The organism is Streptomyces sp. NPDC002536, from assembly GCF_053594995.1.
The window spans coordinates 22,831-43,276 of record NZ_JBSFWU010000065.1; the positions used below are offsets into that span (position 1 = coordinate 22,831).

The window sequence follows — 20,446 nt, forward strand, 5'->3', positions numbered from 1 at the left end:
CCGGTGCGCGCAGCTTCGGCGGGAGGGCAGGGGCGATGACTGACACCGGACCGGTCCTGCCCTGGCTGGTGATCCGCCAGGACGAGAACGGCAACCGCTACCGCGTCGGGCGCTATGCGACCCGGACGGAGGCCGAGCGCGTCGCCGACCGGCTGGACGCCCACGGCAACCGGCAGCTCTACATCGTGGAGCGGGTGGGCCGGGCGGTCTCCTAGCCCGCACAGGCAACTTCCCCGTGCCCCTCAGGGGCGCGGGGAAGTTTCGTAGGACCGCCTAGACTTTCCCGCCATGGCTACGGTGCGTGTGGTGGTGGGCGGAGCGGTCTTCGACCGGGGGCGGCTGCTGGCCGCGCGGCGCAGTGCCCCGCCCGAGCTGGCCGGCCGCTGGGAGCTGCCCGGCGGCAAGCTGGAGCCCGGCGAGACGCCCCGGGAGGCGCTCGTGCGGGAGCTGCGCGAGGAACTGGGCATCGAGGCCGAGCCGCTGGAGCGCATCGCCGGAGAGTGGCCCCTGAAGCCCGGGTACGTCCTCCAGGTGTGGACGGCCCGGCTGCTGTCGGGCGAGGCCCGCCCTCTTGAGGACCACGACGAACTGCGCTGGCTCACCCCCGACCGCGTCGACGAGGTCGACTGGCTGGACCAGGACCGTCCCGCGGTGGCGGCTGCCATGAGGCTGCTGGAGAAGCTGCCCCGGTGAACCGGCGGAGGACCCCACGGCGAAGGGATCCTCGTTACGCCGAACGTGGCATGCTCCGCGGACAGACGCCGCAGATCACGATAGGCCGCCCCCATACCGGGTATGTGCTGATTATTATCCCCAAAGCCGGTCATACCGGCGGGGTCGCAGCGGTCTGGGAAGTGGTCGGCGTGAGCGACAGCGCAGGGACCCTGGCTTCGACGCCCGGATTCGCCGAGTGGACCTTTCCCGCCGAGGCCGGTGCCGTGCGGACGGCACGCACCCTCGTCCGCGACACCCTGCGGGAATGGGGCCTCGACGCGGTCACGGACGTGACGGTCCTGCTGGTCAGCGAGCTGGTCACCAACTCCCTGCGGTACGCCAGCGGTCCCATCGGCGTCCGGATGTACTCGCACGCCGGACCCACCCTGCTCGTCGAGGTCTCCGACCCCGTGCCCGACCCGCCCCGCGAGCGCCCCGCGGGCGCCGACGACGAGGGCGGCCGCGGACTCCAGCTCGTCGCCCTGGCCTCGCGGCGCTGGGGCACCCGGCCCGCCACTACTGGCAAAACGGTGTGGTTCGAGCTGAGCTTGCCGACTTCCTGACACGGGGAGAAGACATAGCGGGTTGAGACCGTGCTGTGATCGTGAAGTCCGTGTTCCGAGGGCCTGCCGTGCTGGATACTCGGCCTTCTGATGCCGGTGCGAGCACATGAGCCGGAGGGGACGGGCACGTGAGCGAAAAGCCAGCGGGTACTGCAGCGGGCGGTCCGGAGGGTACGGGTGCCACGGCGATGTGGCAGAACAGTCCGCCCGGTTCCCTCTACGACCACATTCGTGTGGCGTCGTTCTCGCTGGGACCCGACGGGCGCATCGAGCAGTGGAGCGAGCGGGCCGCGGAGCTGTTCGGCATAGCGGCCCGGCAGGCCGTCGGCAGGGATCCGCTGGACGTGCTCGCCCCCGCGCCGACCGCGCGCCGCAGGCCGCTGACCGACACCCCGTTCCTGGGCGACGGCGGCCTCGACGGGCGCGCCTGGACCGGCCTGGTGCCCTATCAGCGCGGCGACGCCGGCCGGCAGCAGGGCCTGGCCGAGATCTATGTGATGCCCAGTGAGAACCGGCGCGGCGAGCGCTCGGCGCTCTGTGTGGCCGTCGATGTCAGGGCGTTGCGCGGAATAGAGACCGACATTGCCGCTTCGGAAGCCGTTTTCGGCCAATCTCCGCTCGGCTTCTTCTTTGTCGGTACGGACCTGACCCTGCTGCGCGTCAACGAGAGTTTCGCCCAGGCTTTCGGCCGCCCCGCCGACTGGCACCGCGGCCGCACCCCGCACGACTTTCTGCCCCGCATCGAGGCCGAGCGGCTGACGGCCGCGCTGCGACAGGTCCTCGACTCCGGAAAGCCGGTGGCGGACCTTCAGCTCGTCGGGCCCGTGCCCGGCCGGCACGAGCGGCGCCGCTGGTCGGTGTCGCTGTACCGGCTGCACAGCGGCAGCGGGCGGCCGATCGGCGTGGCCGCGATCGCCACCGACGTCACGGGACGGCGCCGGGCGGAGCGCGAGGCCGCGGGAGTGCGCCGCAACCTCGCGCTGCTCAACGAGGCGGGCGCGCGCATCGGCAACTCGCTGGACCTGGAGACCACCGCCCGTGAGTTGCTGGACGTCGCCGTCCCGCAGTTCTGCGACCTGGCCTCCGTCGACCTCTACCAGGGCCTGCTCGTCGGCGACGAGGCGCCGCCCGGACTCGCCGACGGCAGCGGCGAACTGCGGCGCGTGGCCTACTCCAGCGCGGTCTCCGGGGTGCCCGTCGACGCGGACCACAAGTCCGTCCAGGTCGGCGAGGTGCACCGGTACCCGTTCCACTCGCCCTGCGCCCAGGCGCTGCGCACGGCCCACGTGCAGAACGTCCCCTGCCGCGACGGCGAGGAGGGCGGCCCGGAGCTGGGCGCCGTCGTGCAGTCCACGCTGGCGGTGCCGATGGTCGCCCGGGACACCGTGGTGGGGCTGGCCCAGTTCTCCCGCACCAAGGGCAGCGAGCCGTTCGGCGAGCGCGACACCGCCCTCGCCGTCGAGCTGGCGGCCCGCGCCGCCGTCTGCATCGACAACGCCCGGCTCTACCGGCGCGAGCACGAGCGGGCGCTGATCCTCCAGCGCAGCCTGCTGCCCCCGGGCGACCCGGAGGCCGCGGGCCTCGACATCGCCTGCCGCTACCTGCCGGGCAACGCGGCCACCGAGATCGGCGGTGATTGGTTCGACGTCATCGAGCTGCCCGGGCACCGCACCGCACTGGTCGTCGGCGACGTCATGGGACGCGGCCTGCGCGCGGCCGTCGCCATGGGCGAACTGCGCACCGCCGTACGCACGTTGGCCATGCTCGACCTGGAGCCGGCCGAGGTGCTCTCCGCGCTCGACGAGATCGCCCACGGCCTCGGCCGGCCCGGCGGCAAGCAGTCCGCCCCGCGCGGGGTGCGCGGCAGCATCCGGCCCTCCGACCTCTCCGAGGTCTACCTGGCCACCTGCGTCTACGCCGTCTACGACCCGGTCACCCGGCGCTGCACGGTGGCCAACGCCGGGCACCTGCCGCCCGTCCTGGTCGAGGAGGGCGAGCCCGCGATGCTGCTGGACGTGCCGCCGGGCATGCCGCTGGGCGTCGGGGGCGAGCCCTTCGAGGAGACGGTCGTCGAGCTCCCCGAGGGCGCGCTGCTCGCTCTCTACACCGACGGCCTGGTCGAGTCCCGGGACCATCCGCTGGACGAGGGCCTGGAGGCCTTCCGCGAGGCCCTGCACGACCCCGGCCGCCCGCTGGAGGACGTCTGCGACCACGTGCTGGGCGCCCTGGACACCCACCACGGCGAGGACGACATCGCCCTGCTCATGGCCAAGGTCCGGGGCCTGCCGCCCGACCGGGTCGGCGACTGGACCCTGCCGCCCGAGCCCCGCTCGGTCGCCCGCGCCCGCGAGCTGGCCCGCGACCAGCTGACGGCCTGGGAGCTGGACGCCCTCGTCGACACCACCGAACTCCTGGTCAGCGAGCTCGTCACCAACGCGCTCCGGTACGGCGAGGGCGAGATCCGGCTGAGGCTGCTGCTGGACCGCACGCTGGTGTGCGAGGTGTGGGACGGGGGGCTGGTCCAGCCGCGGCGCCGTCGGGCGCGCGACACCGACGAAGGAGGCAGGGGCCTCCAGCTCGTCGGGCTGCTGAGTGCGGCTTGGGGGAGTCGGCGGATTCCGCGCGGGAAGACCGTTTGGTTCGAAATGGCGTTGCCGGATGGGGATTCGCCGCCGCCTGACGCCGTTGAGGCGTTGCTCAGCCTGTATTGACGGTGCGGGTCGGCTGTGGCTGGTCGCGCAGTTCCCCGCGCCCCTGACGGGGCTCAGCCGCCCAAGCGGCCCCGTGTCGAGCCGCCGCCGAAGGTCGGGGGCAGCAGGCCCGCGAGGATGATGCCGCCCAGGAGGGCGCCGCCCACGCCGTGGGCGGGGGTGGCGTAGCCGGCCACGTCGTGTTCCGCCAGGGTCCGGGCCTCGCGGGCCAGGGTCGTGGCGTGGGCGGCCTCGGCGGGGTCGCCCCGGGCCAGGGCCAGGCGGCGTTCCGCCTCGGCCAGCAGGGTGCGGGCCGGGCAGCCGACCGCGCCCCGGTGGGTGGCGACGAAGTCCCGCGCGGCGGCGGCCTCGCCACGGGCGGCCTCCAGGGGGTCGAGGGCGCGGATCACCTCGCGGGGGTCCCGCGCGGCGTCCGCCATGGTGCGGAGCACGGCGTGCAACCGGGCCGTGGCGCCGGTGAGTTCGCGGACGTGCCGGAGCACGGCGGCGACCAGGGTGCGGGCCTGGGAGAGGGCGGCCTCGGCGGCGCGCAGGGAGACGACGGCCTGTTCGGCGTCCCCGTCGGCCAGGGCGGCACGGGCCTCGGTGAGCGCGGCGCCGGCGAAGGCGAGGCGGTCGCGGGCCTCGGCCGGGTGGCGGGCGACGGGGGCGAGGGCGGCCTCCGGGCAGTGCGCGGCGACGGCCGCCAGCGCCGCCTCGGCGGTGCGCAGGCGCGGGGCCAGGGCGCGGGCCGCGGCCTCGGCCCGTACCAGCAGTGCGGCGGCGTTGGCCCGTATGCCGCGGAGCCGGTCGAAGGCGGCGGACTCCGCGTCCAGGCGGCGGTTGGCGCTGGTGCAGCGGGAGCAGATGCCGTCCAGGGCGTGCCGCCGGGCGTCCTCGTCCTCGTACGGCGCGTCGTCCAGCTGCTGCCGGAGCCGGAAGGCGTCGGCCAGTTCGCTGCGGGCCCAGTCCACGGCCTCGGCGAAGGGGCGGGTGGCGGGCCGGCCCAGCTGGGCCGTCGCGAAGTGGAGTTCCTCGGCGCTGGTGCGGACCGCGTCGTCGGTGTCGACGAGGTTCCGGCAGGCCTCCGCGTCCAGTTCGGTCAGCGGGGTCAGCGGCTGGGCCATCCGGGCGAGTCCGCGCGGGGTGGCCGTGGCGACCAGCGGGTACGGGTCCTCGTCCAGCAGGTAGTCGGCCGCGCGGCGGCGCCGGGCGGCGCGGCGCGAGGCGAGGTAGAGCCCGCCCAGGCACAGCCCGCCGCCCCCGGCCACGGGGACCCAGAGCCGACGGTCGCCGGGCAGCAGCCCGTCCCCGCCCGGGTCGGTGCTGCCGGGCTTGATGAGCGGGGTGCGGACCGGCTCGCCGCGCAGCACGGCGCGGTAGCCGTCGGCGGCGCCGATGGCGGCCCCGGCCCAGTCGTGCTCCTTGAGGGCGGGGGAGATGGCCAGGGCGGCCACGGCGGAGAGCTGGTCCTGGCGGAAGCCGGAGTCCTCGGCGGCGGAGACCGCGTACTGGCGGCCGGAGGTGGAGATGGCCAGCAGGACGTCGTGCGGCCCGAGGCCGTTGCGGTCGGCGGTGGCGTCGGCCCAGTCGTGGCCGTTGCGGCCGGAGAAGTCGTGGACGTAGGTGACGTACAGCTGGACGTGCTGGGTGGCGTGCAGCCGGTCCAGGGCGGCCTCGACCTGGCCGCGGCGGTGCCCGAGGGCGCCGACGGTGTCGGTGATGCGGCCGCCGGAGTCCAGGTCGAGGGGGGTGTCGGCGCGGGCGGACGGGGTGGGGAGCAGGAGGGTGCACAACGCGGAGAGGGCGGCGGCGACCAGGGCCATGCCGGGGCGCGCCGCGGGTCGTACGTACCGCGTCGAAGGCCGCGTCACATTTTGGAGCGTATGACCGGAATCGCCGGTCCGCTACTGCTGGCAGCTGTGCGGTTGCTGTGAGTGGCGGTTCAGCGGCGCCGGATCTTGCTCCCCAGCCACACCAGTGGATCGTAGGCACGATCCACCACCCGCTCCTTGAGCGGGATCAGCGCGTTGTCCGTGATCCGGATGTGCTCCGGGCACACCTCCGTGCAGCACTTGGTGATGTTGCAGTACCCGAGCCCGTGCTCCTCGCGCGCCCCGCGCTTCCGGTCGGTGCCCGTCTCCTCCGCCGCGTCCAGCGGGTGCATGTCGAGCTCCGCGATCCGCATCAGGAAGCGCGGCCCCGCGAACACCTGCTTGTTCTCCTCGTGGTCGCGGACCACGTGACAGGTGTTCTGGCACAGGAAGCACTCGATGCACTTGCGGAACTCCTGCACCCGGTTGACGTCCTCCTGCGCCATCCGGTACTCGCCCGCCTTCACCCCGGGCGGCGGGACGAAGGACGGCACCTCGCGGGCCTTGGTGTAGTTGTACGAGACGTCCGTGACCAGATCGCGCAGCACCGGGAAGGCCCGCATCGGGGTCACGGTGATCGTCTCCGCGGGGTCGAAGACGGACATCCGCGTCATGCACAGCAGCCGTGGGCGCCCGTTGATCTCCGCGCTGCACGAACCGCACTTGCCCGCCTTGCAGTTCCAGCGGACGGCCAGGTCGGGGGCGGTGGTGGCCTGGATGCGGTGGACGATGTCGAGGACGACCTCCCCCTCGTGGACGTCCACCTCGTAGTCGACGAGGCCGCCGCCCTCGGCGTCACCCCGCCACACCCTGAAGCGGCCCTGGTAGGTCATGAGGTGAGCTCCTCGTCCGTCAGGTACTTGACCAGCTCTTCCTTCTCGAACAGCGCCAGCAGGTCCGGCCGCATCGGCGGCATCTCCTGCCGCTCCAGCCGGATCCGCCCCAGCGCCGGGTCCGCCGTGGCGGCACCGCCCGCCCCGTTGGCGAGCCGGCAGACCAGATTGATCCGCCGCCACTCCCGGTCCATCTGCGGGTGGTCGTCGCGCGTGTGCCCGCCGCGGCTCTCGGTGCGCTCCTGGGCCGCCCGCGCCACGCACTCGCTGACCAGCAGCATGTTGCGCAGGTCGAGGGCCAGGTGCCAGCCGGGGTTGAACTGCCGGTGCCCCTCGACCCCGGCCCGCCGGGCGCGGGCCCGCAGGGCGTCCAGGCGGCGCAGCGCCTCCGCCATCTCGGCCTCCCGGCGGATGATCCCCACCAGGTCGTTCATCGACTGCTGCAGTTCCTGGTGGACGGAGTACGGGTTCTCCGGGCCCTGCGCGGGGTCCTGCTCCGCGCTCTCCGCGCCGAACGGGCGCAGCGCCTCCGCCTCCGCCAGCTCCACGTCCGCATCCGAGACCGCGGGCCGGTCCGCGGTGCCGAACGAGGCCGCGTACTCGGCCGCGTAGAGCCCGGCCCGGCGGCCGAAGACCAGCAGGTCCGAAAGGGAGTTGCCGCCGAGGCGGTTGGAGCCGTGCAGGCCGCCGGCGACCTCGCCCGCCGCGAAGAGGCCCGCGACGCCGACCGCCTCCGCGGTGTCCGGCTCGACCTCGACGCCGCCCATCACGTAGTGGCAGGTGGGGCCGACCTCCATGGGCTCGGCGGTGATGTCCACGTCCGCCAGCTCCTTGAACTGGTGGTGCATGGAGGGGAGTTTGCGGATGATCGCGTCGGCGGGCATCCGGGTGGAGACGTCCAGGAAGACCCCGCCGTGCGGGGTGCCGCGCCCGGCCTTGACCTCGGCGTTGATGGCGCGGGCCACCTCGTCGCGGGGGAGCAGCTCGGGCGGGCGGCGGTTGTGGTCGGGGTCCTCGTACCAGCGGTCGGCCTCGGCCTCGGTGTCGGCGTACTTCTCGCGGAAGACGTCCGGGATGTAGTCGAACATGAACCGCTTGCCGTCGCTGTTGCGCAGCACCCCGCCGTCGCCGCGCACGGACTCGGTGACCAGGATGCCCTTGACGGACGGCGGCCAGACCATGCCCGTCGGGTGGAACTGCACGAACTCCATGTTGACCAGCCGGGCCCCGGCGAGCAGCGCCAGGGCGTGCCCGTCGCCGGTGTACTCCCAGGAGTTGGAGGTCACCTTGAAGGACTTGCCGATGCCGCCGGTGGCCAGGATCACGGACGGGGCCTCGATGACGAAGAAGCGGCCGGACTCGCGTTCGTAGCCGAAGACGCCGGAGACGCGGTCGTCCGCGGCGGAGCCGCTATCGGATGCAGCCTTCAACACCCTTGTCACCGTGCACTCCTGGAAGACCTTCAGCCGGGCCTCGTAGTCGCCCGTCTCCTTGTGGTCCTCCTGCTGCAGGGAGACGATCTTCTGCTGGAGGGTGCGGATGAGCTCCAGGCCGGTGCGGTCGCCGACGTGGGCCAGCCGCGGGTACTCGTGACCGCCGAAGTTGCGCTGGGAGATCGTCCCGCGGTCGGTGCGGTCGAAGACCGCGCCCCAGGTCTCCAGCTCCCACACCCGGTCGGGCGCCTCCTGGGCGTGCAGCTCGGCCATCCGCCAGCTGTTGAGGAACTTGCCGCCGCGCAGGGTGTCCCGGAAGTGGACCTTCCAGTTGTCCTTGGAGTTGACGTTGCCCATGCAGGCCGCGATGCCGCCCTCGGCCATCACCGTGTGCGCCTTGCCGAACAGCGACTTGCAGATCACCGCGACCCGCAGCCCCCGTTCCCGCGCCTCGATGGCGGCCCGCAGCCCGGCGCCGCCGGCGCCCACCACGACCACGTCCCAGGACTGCCGCTCCACCTGTGTCATCGAAAAAAGGCCCCTGTTCTGGAAGTTCTGGAAGTCCTGTTCCGGAAGTCCTAGAAGAACCGCGGGTCGTCGAAGGCGCCGCTCGCGATCAGGTACACGTAGAAGTCCGCCACGGCCACGCTGACCAGGGACGCCCAGGCGAGCTGCATGTGACGGGCGTTGAGCCGGCTCACCCAGCCCCACAGGCGGTAGCGCACCGGGTGCCGCGAGAAGTTCCGCAGCCGCCCGCCGACGATGTGCCGGCAGGAGTGGCAGGAGGCCGTGTACGCCCAGATCAGCGCGATGTTGACGAGCAGGACGAGGGTGCCCAGGCCCATGTGGCCCCACTCGCCGTCCGCGTTCCGGAAGCCCAGTACGGCGTCGTAGGTGAGGATGCCCGCGACGATCACCGCGAAGTAGAAGAAGTAGCGGTGGATGTTCTGCAGGATCAGCGGGAAGCGGGTCTCCCCGGTGTAGCGCGCGTGCGGCTCGGGCACCGCGCAGGCCGCGGGCGCGGCCCAGAAGCCCCGGTAGTAGGCCTTGCGGTAGTAGTAGCAGGTGAGCCGGAAGCCCAGCGGGAAGATCAGGACCAGCAGCGCGGGCGACAGGCCCCACCAGGCCCCGAACACTCCCCAGTCCGCGCCGCCCTTCATGGGCACGCAGTTCTCCGCGAGACAGGGCGAGTAGAACGGCGAGACGTAGGGCGCCGCGTAGTAGTGGTCGCCCGCGAACGCGCGCCACGTCGAGTACACGACGAACGCCAGCAGCCCGGCGGCCGTCGCGGCGGGCGCCAGCCACCAGCGGTCGCGCCGCAGGTGGCGCTCGGGGATCGCGGCGCGCGAGGAGTGGTGGACGCCGCCCCGTGCGGGGCGCGCTCCGGTGCCGGCGGCAACGGCTTGGGGGTCGGTACCAGTGGCCAAGGCGGACTCCGGGAGGAGTGGGCGGACGGTTCGGTGTCGGTGCCCGGCCCGGCTAGGGGGCGCGGCGGTCGCGCGCGCCCAGGCCCTCGTCGTCGGCGTCCCGCCACAGCGAGGCGTCGTAGGGGGCGTCCGGGACCGGCACCGGCACCATGGCGGGGCGCAGGCTCTCGGCGGGCTGGGACCCGCGCAGCAGGGCGACGCTCTCGCGCAGGTGGTCGGCGTCGGTGCGCACCCGCCGTACGTCCAGCGGGTCCCGGCCCAGCTGTTGCTCCAGCCGGCCCAGTGCGCGGTTCAGCTCGTCCAGGCTGCGCTGGACGGAGGTCAGGTCGTCTTTGACGGACATGGTGTGCCCTCACTTCCGCGTCGGCGGTTGCGGGTGGCGGCGCAGATGCGACAGAGAGTGTCGCGCGTCACACCCCTTCAGGGGAAGATAGCCGTCCCGATCGCGCCTTCGCGGGAGCGCATTCCCTGTGCGCGTCAGGGTGATGGCCCGTGCGCGTCAGGGTGACGCCGCAAGGCTGCGGAAACGTTCGTCCAGGCGGGTGGCGTGCGGGGCGGCGGCGCCGTGTCTGCGGGTCTTCGCCGGGACCGTCGCCTTCAGTGGGCGGCGAGCAGCGGCCGCCTGCGCCGGCTGCGAACGATCCCGGCCCAGCCCGCGGAGGTCAGCGCCCATGTCCCCCATCCGCACCCGGTCGTCCCGTGCCCGCCGCTGCGCCGCGCTGCTCGCGGCGGGCGTGCTCGCGCTGCCGCTCCTGGCCGGCTGTTCCTCCGGCGAGCCGGACGCCTCCGACGGGGCCGCGGCCGCCCGGGACATCGCCGTCGCCGCGCGCGCGAAGGTCGCCGACAAGGGCACCCTGACCTGGGCCGTCGACGCCCTGCCCACCACCTTCAACACCTTCCAGGCCGACGCAGACGCCAGCTCGCAGCGGGTCGCCGGGGCCGTGCTCCCCGCCCTGTTCACCCTCGACGGGCACGGTCGGCCGCAGCGCAACCCCGACTTCCTGCAGTCCGCCGAGGTCGTCCGGCGCGAGCCCCACCAGGTGGTGCTCTACAAGCTCAACCCGTCCGCCGTGTGGAGCGACGGGAGCGCCGTCACCGCAGCGGACTTCGAGGCCCAGGCCAAGGCCCTGCGCGGCAAGGACAGCGCGTACTGGACGGCCCGCAACGCCGGCTACGACCGGATCGAGCGCGTCGAGCGCGGCGCCGACGCCCACGAGGTCAAGGTCACCTTCGCGAAGAGCTATGCCGACTGGCCCTCCCTCTTCACCCCGCTCTACCCGAAGTCCGTCATGGGCACCCCGACGGGGTTCAACGACTCCGCCCGCAAGGAGCTGCCGCTGGCCGCCGGGCCGTTCCGGGTCGGCAGCCGCGACGAGGACCAGGGCACGCTCACCCTCGTGCGGAACCCCAAGTGGTGGGGCGACCGGGCCGAGCTGGACCGGCTCGTGCTCCGCGTCGTGCCGCGCGAGCAGCGGGCCGAGGCGCTGGCGAGCGGCAAGGCGGACCTCGCCGAGATCACTCCCGACATCGCCACGCGCATTGCGAAGGCGAACATGCCGCCGAAGAAGGACAAGGCCGGGAAGCCGGTCAAGCCGTCCGACCCGCAGCTGCGCGGGCTGGTGGTCCGCAAGTCCCTGGAGCCCGCCTACACCCAGCTCGCCCTCAACGGCGCCTCCGGGCCGCTCGCCGACGAGCGCGTGCGGCGCGCCGTCGCCCGGGCCATCGACCGCCGGGCCATCGCCGAGTCCGTCCTCCGGCCGCTCGGGCTGCCCGCCGAGCCGCTCGGCAGCCATGTGCTCGTCGCCGGGCAGGAGGGCTACCAGGACAACAGCGACGCGATCGGCGGCATGGACCCGCGGGCGGCCATGGCCCTGCTCGCCGACGCGGGCTGGAAGGAGGGGCAGACGGCCCGGAAGAAGCCGGCCGAGGCGGCGGAGGACACGACCAAGGAGCTGCGGGACGACCGGAACAACGGCTCCGCCTCCGGCAAGGGCGCGGCCTCGCCCGTCCGCCTCAAGGACGGCAAGAAGCTCGCCCTCCGCTTCGTCCTGCCGAAGGGGTCGGGGACGGAGTCCCTGCGGGCCGTCGGCGACCGGATCGCCCGCCAGCTGGAGGCGGTCGGCATCCGCACGGAGATCACCAGGGTCGAGGACGCGGGCTACTTCAAGGACCACATCGCCTCCGGCGACTTCGATCTCGCCCTCTACTCCTGGCCCGCGAGCGCCTTCCCGGCCACCGACGCCCGGCCGATCTTCGCGAAGCCCCAGCCGGCGACGGACGGGTCGCTGACCGTCGAGCAGAACTACACGCGGGTCGGCACCGACCAGATCGACCGGCTGTTCGACCAGGCGTCGAGCGAGCTGGACGAGGAGGCCTCGCGGGACCTGGTCACGCGGGCGGACGCGCGGATCTGGGCGGCGGCCGGGTCGATCCCGCTGTACCAGCGGCCGGAGCTGGTGGGGGCGCGGAGCACGGTCGTGAACGCCGGGGCCTTCGGGCTGGCGACACCCCGGTACCAGGACATGGGCTTCCGCCGCCGATAGCCCTCCCAGCAGGAGTAACCCCAGGTCAGAGCCCCTGGAAAGCCAAAGTCACGGCGCACCCTTACCATGGAGTGAGGCCGCGGCGTTGATCTGCCCGGCGGGCGCGCGTGCCGGACCGTACGCGCCGCCATCCACGATTCCGGGAGAAGCGCCGCAAGTATGCCCACGCGCCACGACATTCGTAACGTCGCCATCGTCGCCCACGTCGACCACGGTAAGACGACCATCGTCGACGCCATGCTCAAGCAGGCCGGCGCCTTCGCGGCGCATCAGCTGGAGTCCGTCGACGACCGTGTCATGGACTCCAACGACCTGGAGCGTGAGAAGGGCATCACGATCCTCGCCAAGAACACGGCGGTGAAGTATCACCCCAAGGACGGCGGGGCCCCGATCACGATCAACATCATCGACACCCCCGGCCACGCCGACTTCGGTGGCGAGGTCGAGCGCGGTCTGTCGATGGTGGACGCGGTCGTGCTGCTCGTCGACGCCTCCGAGGGTCCGCTGCCGCAGACCCGCTTCGTGCTCCGCAAGGCGCTCCAGCAGCGGAAGCCGGTCATCCTCTGCATCAACAAGACGGACCGCCCGGACTCCCGCATCGACGAGGTCGTCAACGAGACCTACGACCTCTTCCTCGACCTGGACGCCGACGAGGACCAGATCGAGTTCCCGATCGTCTACGCCTGCGGCCGTGACGGCATCGCCTCGCTGACCAAGCCGGAGGACGGCACCGTCCCGGCGGACAGCGAGAACCTGGAGCCGTTCTTCTCCACCATCCTGGAGCACGTCCCGGCCCCGACGTTCGAGGAGGACGCGCCGCTCCAGGCCCACGTCACCAACCTCGACGCCGACAACTTCCTCGGCCGTATCGCGCTGCTCCGCGTCGAGCAGGGCGAGCTGCGCAAGGGCCAGACCGTGGCCTGGATCAAGCGCGACGGCTCGGTCTCCAACGTCCGCATCACCGAGCTGATGATGACCGAGGCCCTCACCCGCAAGCCGGCCGAGGTGGCCGGCCCGGGCGACATCTGCGCGGTCGCCGGTATCCCGGACATCATGATCGGCGAGACCCTGGCCGACCCGGAGAACCCGGTCGCCCTGCCGCTGATCACGGTCGACGAGCCCGCGATCTCCATGACCATCGGCACCAACACCTCCCCGCTGGTCGGCCGCGGCGGCACGGGCAAGGGCGCGGACGCCAAGTCCGCGGTCAAGGACCGCAAGGTCACCGCCCGCCAGGTCAAGGACCGTCTGGACCGCGAGCTGGTCGGTAACGTCTCGCTGCGTGTGCTCGACACCGAGCGCCCCGACGCCTGGGAGGTCCAGGGCCGCGGTGAGCTCGCGCTCGCCATCCTGGTCGAGCAGATGCGCCGCGAGGGCTTCGAGATGACCATCGGCAAGCCCCAGGTGGTCACCAAGGAGGTCGACGGCAAGACCTACGAGCCCGTCGAGCGCCTCACGGTCGACGTGCCCGAGGAGCACATGGGCGCCGTCACCCAGCTCATGGGCACCCGCAAGGGCCGCATGGACAACATGTCCAACCACGGCTCCGGCTGGGTCCGCATGGAGTTCGTCGTCCCGTCCCGTGGCCTCATCGGCTTCCGCACGGAGTTCCTGACGAACACCCGCGGCACCGGTATCGCCCACTCCATCCACGAGGGCCACGAGCCGTGGTTCGGCAACCTGCAGACCCGTAACAACGGTTCGCTGGTCGCCGACCGCGCCGGTGCCGTCACCGCCTTCGCGATGACGAACCTCCAGGAGCGCGGCGTGCTCTTCACCGACCCGGGCACCGAGGTGTACGAGGGCATGATCGTCGGCGAGAACTCCCGCTCCGACGACATGGACGTCAACATCACCAAGGAGAAGAAGCTCACCAACATGCGCTCCTCCTCGGCCGACTCCTTCGAGGCGATCGTTCCGCCGCGCAAGCTGTCGCTGGAGCAGTCGCTGGAGTTCTGCCGCGACGACGAGTGCGTCGAGGTGACTCCGGAGGCGGTCCGCATCCGCAAGGTCGTCCTGGACCAGAAGGAGCGCGGCCGCTCCGCCTCGCGCGCCAAGCACGGCTGAGCCGCGGTCAACTGACTGACGAGAGGCCCGGAACCTCCGCTTCCAGAGCGGGGGTCCCGGGCCTCTTTCATGCCCGGATATCGGACCCGCGATCCCGGATGTCGTGTTAACAGTCCGTTTCGTAGCTGTCTGTCTGGGCGGCTTTTGTCCTGTTTCTCAACTTATTTCAGGGGCCGATGTGACCAAAGCGAAACCCTTTAAGTGTGGTTTACAGGCCGCAGTTACTTAATAGTTGGGTTCACTGAGCTCGGGTCAACGGGTCACGCGCTGTGGGGAGCGCCGACTCACGAGCACACACGAGGTGCCGGTTCCCGCTCCGCTGTCAGGGGTGTCAGCGGGGGACCGGCGCCTCACTCGTAGTGATAGTGGACTCATGAGGAGGCGAACCCATGCGCGGTGCCAAGAGCGCCAAGTGGGCGGCGTGCGCAATTGTCGTGGCGATGGCCGCGACTGCCTGCGGCGGTAACAAGAACGACGGGGCGTCCGGTGACCCGGATGCCAAGGGGATCTTCACCTATCAGTCGACGGAGCCGCAGAACCCGCTGCAGCCGGCCAACGGCAACGAGGTCGGCGGCGGTCGCATCCTCAAGAGCATCTTCCGCGGCCTGACGCAATTCGCGCCCAAGGACGGGTCGCTGAAGATGGCCGTGGCGGACAAGATCGAGACCACGGACTCCCAGCACTTCACCATCACGCTGAAGCCGGGCTGGACGTTCCAGAACGGCGAGCCGGTGACGGCCGCGTCCTTCGTCGACGCCTGGAACTGGGGCGCCAACTCCAAGAACGCGCAGCTGAACAGCTCCTGGTTCCAGGACATCAAGGGCTACGACGAGGTCCACCCGGAGAAGGGCGACCCGTCGGCCGACAAGATGTCGGGCCTGGTGGTCAAGGACGACAAGACCTTCACCGTCGAGCTCAAGCAGCCGGTCTCCTACTGGCAGTACAAGACGGGCTACCCGGCCCTCTCCCCGCTGCCGAAGGAGTTCTACAAGGACCCGAAGGCGTTCGGCCAGAAGCCGATCGGCAACGGCCCCTACCAGGTGGAGAAGTGGGACCACAACTCGCAGATCTCCCTGCGTTCGTGGGACGGTTACAAGGGTGACGACAAGCCGAAGAACGGCGGCGTCGACTTCAAGTTCTACCTGAAGGGCGAGGCGGCCTACGCCGACCTGCAGTCCGGCGGCCTCGACGTGCTGGACATGGTCCCGCCGTCCAGCCTCACCAAGTACAAGCAGGACCTCGGCGACCGTGCCGTGGACCAGCCGATGGCGACGATCCAGATGATCGGCTTCGCCATGTACGACAAGGAGTGGGACGGCGTCGACAAGGCCAAGGTCCGCCAGGGCCTGTCCATGGCCATCGACCGCGACACCATCACCAAGACGGTGCTGCAGGGCTCCCGCAAGCCCGCCAACAGCTTCCTCACCCCGGGCATCCTCGGCTACGACCCGAACGCCAAGAACGACCTGCTGCAGTTCAACCCGGACAAGGCCAAGCAGTTCGTCAAGGACGGCGGCGGCGTCCCGGGCAACAAGATCACGATCCTCTACAACAGCGACGGCAACCACAAGCCGTGGGTCGACGCGGTCTGCAACTCCATCACCAAGACGCTCGGCGTCGCCTGCGAAGGCAACCCGAAGCCGGACTTCAAGACCTCGCGCGACCTGATCACCAGCAAGAAGCTGGGCGCCGGCGACATGTTCCGCACCGGCTGGCAGGCCGACTACCCGCACATCGCGAGCTTCCTCGCCGACGTGTACCGCACGGGTGCCGCCTCCAACGACTCCGGTTACAGCAGCAAGGAGTTCGACGACCTCGCGGCCGAGGCCGACAAGGCCAAGACGCCCGAGGACTCGGCGAAGCTGTACCAGAAGGCCGAAGAGGTCCTCTTCAAGGACATGCCGCAGATCCCGCTGTGGAACTACGAGGAGAACGGCGGCTACTCGACGCACGTCAAGGACGTGGCGTACGACTGGATCGGCGACCCGATCTGGACCGACGTCCAGGTCCTCAAGAAGTAGTTCACACACCGGCGTTCCGTCCCCGGCGCCCACCGCCGGGGACGGTTGAACCGGTCGCACGGCGGGCGGCCGGCGGGTTCCGGGAGAACCCTCCGGCCGCCGCCGTGCCGACCGCATTGGAGGCACGATGGGGCGTTATATCCTGCGACGCCTGCTCCAGATGATCCCGGTGTTCATCGGCACCACTTTGATCATCTTCCTTGCGGTGTACGCCCTCCCGGGCGACCCCGTGAAGGCGCTCTTCGGCGACAAGGCCGCCGACCCGGCCACCGTGGTCCGGCTCAAGCACCAGTACGGACTCGACAAGTCCCTGATCGAGCAGTACTGGACGTATCTCAGCAACCTGTTCCAGGGCGACCTCGGCCTGAGCTTCAGCCAGCGCGAGGTGTCCGACATCCTCGGGGACGCGATCCCCGTCACCATTCAACTCGCGCTCGTGGCCTTCGTGCTGGAGGCGGTCTTCGGCGTCGCCCTCGGCGTGCTGACGGGCCTCAAGCGGGGCAAGATCGTGGACCAGATCGTCCTCGTCCTCACCCTGCTGGTCATCTCCATCCCCATCTTCGTGATCGGCTATCTCGCGCAGGTCTACATCGGAACGAAGTGGGGCATCGTCAATCCCACGGTCACGGATTCCAACGACATCACGCAGCTGATCCTCCCCGGCATCGTGCTCGGCTCGGTCTCGCTCGCGTACGTCTCCCGGCTCACCCGCACCAGCGTGGTCGAGAACATCCGCTCCGACTACATCCGCACCGCGGTCGCCAAGGGCCTGCCGCGCCGCCGCGTCATCGGCGTGCACCTGCTGCGCAACTCCCTCATCCCCGTGGTGACGTTCCTCGGGACCGACCTCGGCGCCCTGATGGGCGGCGCGATCGTCACCGAGGGCATCTTCAACGTCAAGGGCGTCGGCAACACGCTCTACAAGGCCATCACCGGGGCCGACGGCCCGCTGGTCGTCGGGACCGTGACCTTCCTGGTCGTCGTGTACCTGGTCGCGAGCCTCCTGGTCGACCTCCTCTACGCCGTTCTGGACCCGAGGATCCGCTATGCCTGAGCTGAACGACACCACCACCGCCCGGGCATCCGCGACCGTTCCGTCCACCGGTACCGGCAGCGCGGCTCCGGAGAAGCCCAAGAAGGAAGCCGCCAACAGCCTTTGGGCCAACGCCTGGCGGGATCTGCGCCGCCGGCCGGTCTTCATCGTGTCCGCCGTCATCATCCTGCTGCTGCTGGCCATCTCGGCCTTCCCCGGCTGGTTCACCGACGCCGACCCGAAGCCGGGCGACCTGACGCACTTCCTCCAGAAGCCCAACCTCAGCCATGTCGGCGACGTCGACTGGTTCGGCTACGACGCCCAGGGCCGCAGCATCTACGCGCGTGTCATCTACGGCGCCCGTGCCTCGATCATCGTCGGTGTCGTCACCACGGCGATCGTCACCGTGCTCGGCAGCTTCATCGGCATGATCGCCGGCTACTTCGGCGGCTGGCTGGACGCCCTGCTCTCCCGGCTCACCGACATCTTCTCCGGCGTGCCGATCCTGCTCGGCTCCCTGGTCATCCTGCAGGCGTTCACCGGCCGCACGGCCTGGACCGTCTCGGCGGCCATCGGCATCCTGGGCTGGACCCAGATCACCCGCGTCATGCGCGGTGCGGTGATCACCGTCAAGCAGGCGGACTACGTCCAGGCCGCCCGGGCCCTCGGCGCGGGCAGCGGCCGGATCCTGATGAAGCACGTCCTGCCCAACTCCCTCGCGCCGGTCATCGTCGTGGCGACCATCTCCCTCGGCATGTACATCTCGCTCGAGGCGACCCTGTCCTACCTCGGCATCGGCATCCAGAACGGCATCTCGTGGGGCGGCGACATCTCCGACGGCTCCGAGCAGATCCGTAACGCGCTGCACGTCCTGCTCTTCCCGGCAGGCTTCCTGAGCGTGACCGTGCTGGCGTTCATCATGCTCGGCGACGCGGTGCGCGACGCCCTCGACCCCAAGCTGCGCTGAGGGAGACGCACGTGACCACCACCCCCACAGAGAAGACGGCGAACACCCCGGAGCAGTCGGGGAAGAAGGACGCCCCGCTCCTCGAAGTCCGCGATCTGCACGTGGAGTTCCACACCCGCGACGGCATCGCCAAGGCCGTCAACGGCGTCAACTACTCCGTGAACGCGGGCGAGACGCTCGCCGTGCTCGGCGAGTCCGGCTCCGGCAAGTCCGTGACGGCGCAGGCCATCATGGGCATCCTCGACATGCCGCCCGGGTCCATCCCCAAGGGGGAGATCCTCTTCCGCGGCCAGGACATGCTCAAGATGTCCGCCGAGGAGCGCCGGAAGATCCGTGGCGCCAAGATCGCCATGATCTTCCAGGACGCGCTCTCCTCCCTCAACCCCGTGCTCAGCGTGGGGTATCAGCTGGGCGAGATGTTCCGCGTCCACCAGGGCATGTCCAAGAAGGACGCCAGGGCCAAGGCCATCGAGCTGATGGACCGGGTGCGCATTCCGGCCGCGAAGGAGCGGGTGAACGACTACCCGCACCAGTTCTCGGGCGGTATGCGGCAGCGCATCATGATCGCGATGGCGCTGGCCCTGGAGCCGGATCTGATCATCGCGGACGAGCCGACGACCGCGCTGGACGTCACCGTCCAGGCCCAGGTCATGGACCTGCTGGCCGAGCTGCAGCGCGAGTTCAACATGGGGCTCATCCTCATCACGCACGACCTCGGTGTCGTCGCGGACGTCGCCGACAAGATCGCGGTGATGTACGCGGGCCGGATCGTGGAGACGGCGCCCGTGCACGAGCTGTACAAGCGCCCCGCGCACCCGTACACCCGGGGTCTGCTGGACTCGATCCCGCGCCTGGACCAGAAGGGCCAGGAGCTCTTCGCGATCAAGGGTCTGCCGCCCAACCTGCTGCGCATTCCCACCGGTTGCGCCTTCAACCCGCGCTGCCCCAAGGCCCAGGACATCTGCCGCTCGGAGGTCCCGGAGCTGCACCAGGTGGCCGAGCGGGACGGCGCGGAACTGGCCGGCCGCGGGAGCGCGTGCCACTTCTGGAAGGAGACGATCCATGGCTGAGACCGGCGTGAAGGACGAGGCCCTCTCCGACGTCGTGGCCAGTGACGCCAGCACGACCGCCGAGGTGGAGGCCGTGCTCGACGCCCCTGTGGAGCGCGGCGAGCCGATCCTCCAGGTCCGCAACCTCGTCAAGCACTTCCCGCTGACGCAGGGAGTCCTGTTCAAGAGGCAGGTCGGTGCGGTCAAGGCGGTCGACGGGGTCTCCTTCGACCTCTACCAGGGCGAGACGCTCGGCATCGTGGGCGAGTCGGGCTGCGGCAAGTCCACCGTCGCCAAGCTGCTGATGACCCTGGAGACGGCCACCGCGGGCGAGGTCTTCTACAAGGGCCAGGACATCACCAAGCTGTCCGGCCGGGCACTGAAGGCCGTGCGCCGCAACATCCAGATGGTCTTCCAGGACCCGTACACGTCGCTCAACCCCCGTATGACGGTGGGCGACATCATCGGCGAGCCCTTCGACATCCACCCCGAGGTGGCCCCGAAGGGCGACCGCCGGCGGCGGGTCCAGGAGCTGCTGGACGTGGTGGGTCTCAACCCGGAGTACATCAACCGCTATCCGCACCAGTTCTCGGGCGGTCAGCGGCAGCGCATCGGCATCGCGCGCGGGCTGGCGCTCAACCCCGAGATCATCATCTGCGACGAGCCGGTGTCGGCTCTGGACGTGTCCGTCCAGGCCCAGGTCGTGAACCTGATGGAGAAGCTCCAGGACGAGTTCAACCTGTCCTACGTCTTCATCGCGCACGACCTGTCGATCGTGCGGCACATCTCGGACCGCGTGGGTGTGATGTACCTCGGCAAGCTGGCCGAGATCGGCACGGACGCGGAGATCTACGACCACCCGACGCACCCGTACACGCAGGCGCTGCTGTCGGCCGTCCCGGTCCCGGACCCGGAGGCGCGTGAGGGCCGCGAGCGGATCATCCTCACCGGCGACGTCCCGTCCCCGGCCAACCCGCCGTCCGGCTGCCGGTTCCGCACGCGGTGCTGGAAGGCACAGGACAAGTGCGCGGAGGAGGTGCCGCTGCTGGCGGTGCCGGAGGTGTTCGCCGGCAAGAGGACGCCGGCGGCGCACGAGTCGGCTTGCCACTTCGCTGAAGAGAAGGATGTCGTGCACGCCGCCTGACGGGTGCGGGTCGTTCTTCGGTTGCTCGCGCAGTTCCCCGCGCCCCCCTTGGGGGGGCGGGGTCGGGGGGTTTGGTATATGACACAAC

The 20,446-nt window shown here is 70.8% G+C and carries 17 protein-coding genes; 11 read left to right on the forward strand and 6 right to left on the reverse strand.

Annotated features, from left to right (window positions below):
* Window positions 1–35: 35 nt before the first annotated feature.
* The 4 genes from ACWD4B_RS22925 to ACWD4B_RS22940 all read left to right on the forward strand — a co-directional run bounded on the left by ACWD4B_RS22925 (window position 36) and on the right by ACWD4B_RS22940 (window position 3,988).
* The gene (locus tag ACWD4B_RS22925) at window positions 36–215 is read left to right on the forward strand and encodes an SPOR domain-containing protein (protein WP_171080009.1); all 180 of its coding nucleotides are present in this window, start codon (window positions 36–38) and stop codon (window positions 213–215) included.
* 73 nt (window positions 216–288) lie between these two features.
* A complete protein-coding gene (locus ACWD4B_RS22930) occupies window positions 289–693 on the forward strand; it encodes a (deoxy)nucleoside triphosphate pyrophosphohydrolase (protein WP_451422481.1) in 405 nt (134 codons plus the stop codon).
* 161 nt (window positions 694–854) lie between these two features.
* Window positions 855–1,277 carry an ATP-binding protein gene (locus tag ACWD4B_RS22935; RefSeq protein ID WP_171080048.1) on the forward strand — a complete coding sequence of 141 codons (423 nt, stop codon included), beginning with the start codon at window positions 855–857 and terminating at the stop codon, window positions 1,275–1,277.
* A gap of 188 nt (window positions 1,278–1,465) precedes the next feature.
* Window positions 1,466–3,988: a SpoIIE family protein phosphatase gene (locus ACWD4B_RS22940; RefSeq protein WP_451422482.1), complete on the forward strand. Its 2,523-nt coding sequence runs from the start codon at window positions 1,466–1,468 to the stop codon at window positions 3,986–3,988.
* Window positions 3,989–4,041: 53 nt separating this feature from the next.
* Here ACWD4B_RS22940 and ACWD4B_RS22945 read toward each other — a convergent pair whose 3' ends face one another.
* The 6 genes from ACWD4B_RS22945 to ACWD4B_RS22970 form a co-directional block, all read right to left on the reverse strand.
* Window positions 4,042–5,841: a TPM domain-containing protein gene (locus ACWD4B_RS22945; protein WP_451422483.1), complete on the reverse strand. Its 1,800-nt coding sequence runs from the start codon at window positions 5,839–5,841 to the stop codon at window positions 4,042–4,044.
* 71 nt (window positions 5,842–5,912) lie between these two features.
* Window positions 5,913–6,674, reverse strand: a complete 762-nt coding sequence (locus ACWD4B_RS22950; RefSeq protein ID WP_451422484.1) for a succinate dehydrogenase/fumarate reductase iron-sulfur subunit — start codon at window positions 6,672–6,674, stop codon at window positions 5,913–5,915.
* A complete protein-coding gene (locus ACWD4B_RS22955; protein WP_451422485.1) occupies window positions 6,671–8,635 on the reverse strand; it encodes a fumarate reductase/succinate dehydrogenase flavoprotein subunit in 1,965 nt (654 codons plus the stop codon). Before ACWD4B_RS22955 ends, ACWD4B_RS22950 begins: the two co-directional genes overlap by 4 nt.
* Window positions 8,636–8,685: 50 nt before the next feature.
* Window positions 8,686–9,534 (reverse strand): hypothetical protein, encoded by an 849-nt coding sequence (locus ACWD4B_RS22960; protein WP_336415469.1) that lies wholly within the window; start codon window positions 9,532–9,534, stop codon window positions 8,686–8,688.
* Between the two features lie 52 nt (window positions 9,535–9,586).
* Window positions 9,587–9,877 (reverse strand): hypothetical protein, encoded by a 291-nt coding sequence (locus ACWD4B_RS22965; RefSeq protein WP_336415470.1) that lies wholly within the window; start codon window positions 9,875–9,877, stop codon window positions 9,587–9,589.
* A 156-nt stretch (window positions 9,878–10,033) separates the two neighbouring features.
* Window positions 10,034–10,207, reverse strand: a complete 174-nt coding sequence (locus ACWD4B_RS22970) for a hypothetical protein (protein ID WP_451422486.1) — start codon at window positions 10,205–10,207, stop codon at window positions 10,034–10,036.
* Between ACWD4B_RS22970 and ACWD4B_RS22975 the strand changes: the two genes are divergently transcribed.
* The 7 genes from ACWD4B_RS22975 (at window position 10,206) to ACWD4B_RS23005 (ending at window position 20,358) form a co-directional block, all read left to right on the forward strand.
* A complete protein-coding gene (locus ACWD4B_RS22975) occupies window positions 10,206–12,077 on the forward strand; it encodes an ABC transporter family substrate-binding protein (RefSeq protein ID WP_451422487.1) in 1,872 nt (623 codons plus the stop codon). The two genes, ACWD4B_RS22970 and ACWD4B_RS22975, sit on opposite strands and share 2 nt — an antisense overlap.
* 159 nt (window positions 12,078–12,236) lie before the next feature.
* Window positions 12,237–14,144, forward strand: a complete 1,908-nt coding sequence (gene typA / locus ACWD4B_RS22980) for a translational GTPase TypA (RefSeq protein WP_451422488.1) — start codon at window positions 12,237–12,239, stop codon at window positions 14,142–14,144.
* 389 nt (window positions 14,145–14,533) lie between these two features.
* The gene (locus tag ACWD4B_RS22985) at window positions 14,534–16,165 is read left to right on the forward strand and encodes a peptide ABC transporter substrate-binding protein (RefSeq protein ID WP_451422489.1); all 1,632 of its coding nucleotides are present in this window, start codon (window positions 14,534–14,536) and stop codon (window positions 16,163–16,165) included.
* A 127-nt stretch (window positions 16,166–16,292) separates the two neighbouring features.
* Window positions 16,293–17,219 carry an ABC transporter permease gene (locus tag ACWD4B_RS22990; protein WP_451422490.1) on the forward strand — a complete coding sequence of 309 codons (927 nt, stop codon included), beginning with the start codon at window positions 16,293–16,295 and terminating at the stop codon, window positions 17,217–17,219.
* Window positions 17,212–18,165, forward strand: coding sequence for an ABC transporter permease (locus tag ACWD4B_RS22995; protein WP_451422491.1), 954 nt, complete (start codon window positions 17,212–17,214; stop codon window positions 18,163–18,165). The genes ACWD4B_RS22990 and ACWD4B_RS22995 overlap by 8 nt, the downstream gene beginning before the upstream one ends.
* Before the next feature lie 11 nt (window positions 18,166–18,176).
* Window positions 18,177–19,235 carry an ABC transporter ATP-binding protein gene (locus ACWD4B_RS23000; RefSeq protein WP_451422492.1) on the forward strand — a complete coding sequence of 353 codons (1,059 nt, stop codon included), beginning with the start codon at window positions 18,177–18,179 and terminating at the stop codon, window positions 19,233–19,235.
* Complete coding sequence (locus ACWD4B_RS23005; RefSeq protein WP_451422493.1) at window positions 19,228–20,358, forward strand: ABC transporter ATP-binding protein; 1,131 nt, start codon at window positions 19,228–19,230, stop codon at window positions 20,356–20,358. Before ACWD4B_RS23000 ends, ACWD4B_RS23005 begins: the two co-directional genes overlap by 8 nt.
* Window positions 20,359–20,446: the final 88 nt, after the last annotated feature.

What these genes read in the sequence shown, in the direction of transcription:
- typA (WP_451422488.1), top strand. Translation starts at nt 12,237, where the DNA reads ATGCCCACGCGCCACGACATTCGTAACGTCGCCATCGTCGCCCACGTC.
- ACWD4B_RS22925 (WP_171080009.1), top strand. Translation starts at nt 36, where the DNA reads ATGACTGACACCGGACCGGTCCTGCCCTGGCTGGTGATCCGCCAGGAC.
- ACWD4B_RS22950 (WP_451422484.1), bottom strand. Translation starts at nt 6,674, where the DNA reads ATGACCTACCAGGGCCGCTTCAGGGTGTGGCGGGGTGACGCCGAGGGC.
- ACWD4B_RS22970 (WP_451422486.1), bottom strand. Translation starts at nt 10,207, where the DNA reads ATGGGCGCTGACCTCCGCGGGCTGGGCCGGGATCGTTCGCAGCCGGCG.
- ACWD4B_RS22955 (WP_451422485.1), bottom strand. Translation starts at nt 8,635, where the DNA reads ATGACACAGGTGGAGCGGCAGTCCTGGGACGTGGTCGTGGTGGGCGCC.
- ACWD4B_RS22930 (WP_451422481.1), top strand. Translation starts at nt 289, where the DNA reads ATGGCTACGGTGCGTGTGGTGGTGGGCGGAGCGGTCTTCGACCGGGGG.
- ACWD4B_RS22985 (WP_451422489.1), top strand. Translation starts at nt 14,534, where the DNA reads ATGCGCGGTGCCAAGAGCGCCAAGTGGGCGGCGTGCGCAATTGTCGTG.
- ACWD4B_RS23005 (WP_451422493.1), top strand. Translation starts at nt 19,228, where the DNA reads ATGGCTGAGACCGGCGTGAAGGACGAGGCCCTCTCCGACGTCGTGGCC.
- ACWD4B_RS22940 (WP_451422482.1), top strand. Translation starts at nt 1,466, where the DNA reads ATGTGGCAGAACAGTCCGCCCGGTTCCCTCTACGACCACATTCGTGTG.
- ACWD4B_RS22965 (WP_336415470.1), bottom strand. Translation starts at nt 9,877, where the DNA reads ATGTCCGTCAAAGACGACCTGACCTCCGTCCAGCGCAGCCTGGACGAG.
- ACWD4B_RS22990 (WP_451422490.1), top strand. Translation starts at nt 16,293, where the DNA reads ATGGGGCGTTATATCCTGCGACGCCTGCTCCAGATGATCCCGGTGTTC.
- ACWD4B_RS22975 (WP_451422487.1), top strand. Translation starts at nt 10,206, where the DNA reads ATGTCCCCCATCCGCACCCGGTCGTCCCGTGCCCGCCGCTGCGCCGCG.
- ACWD4B_RS22995 (WP_451422491.1), top strand. Translation starts at nt 17,212, where the DNA reads ATGCCTGAGCTGAACGACACCACCACCGCCCGGGCATCCGCGACCGTT.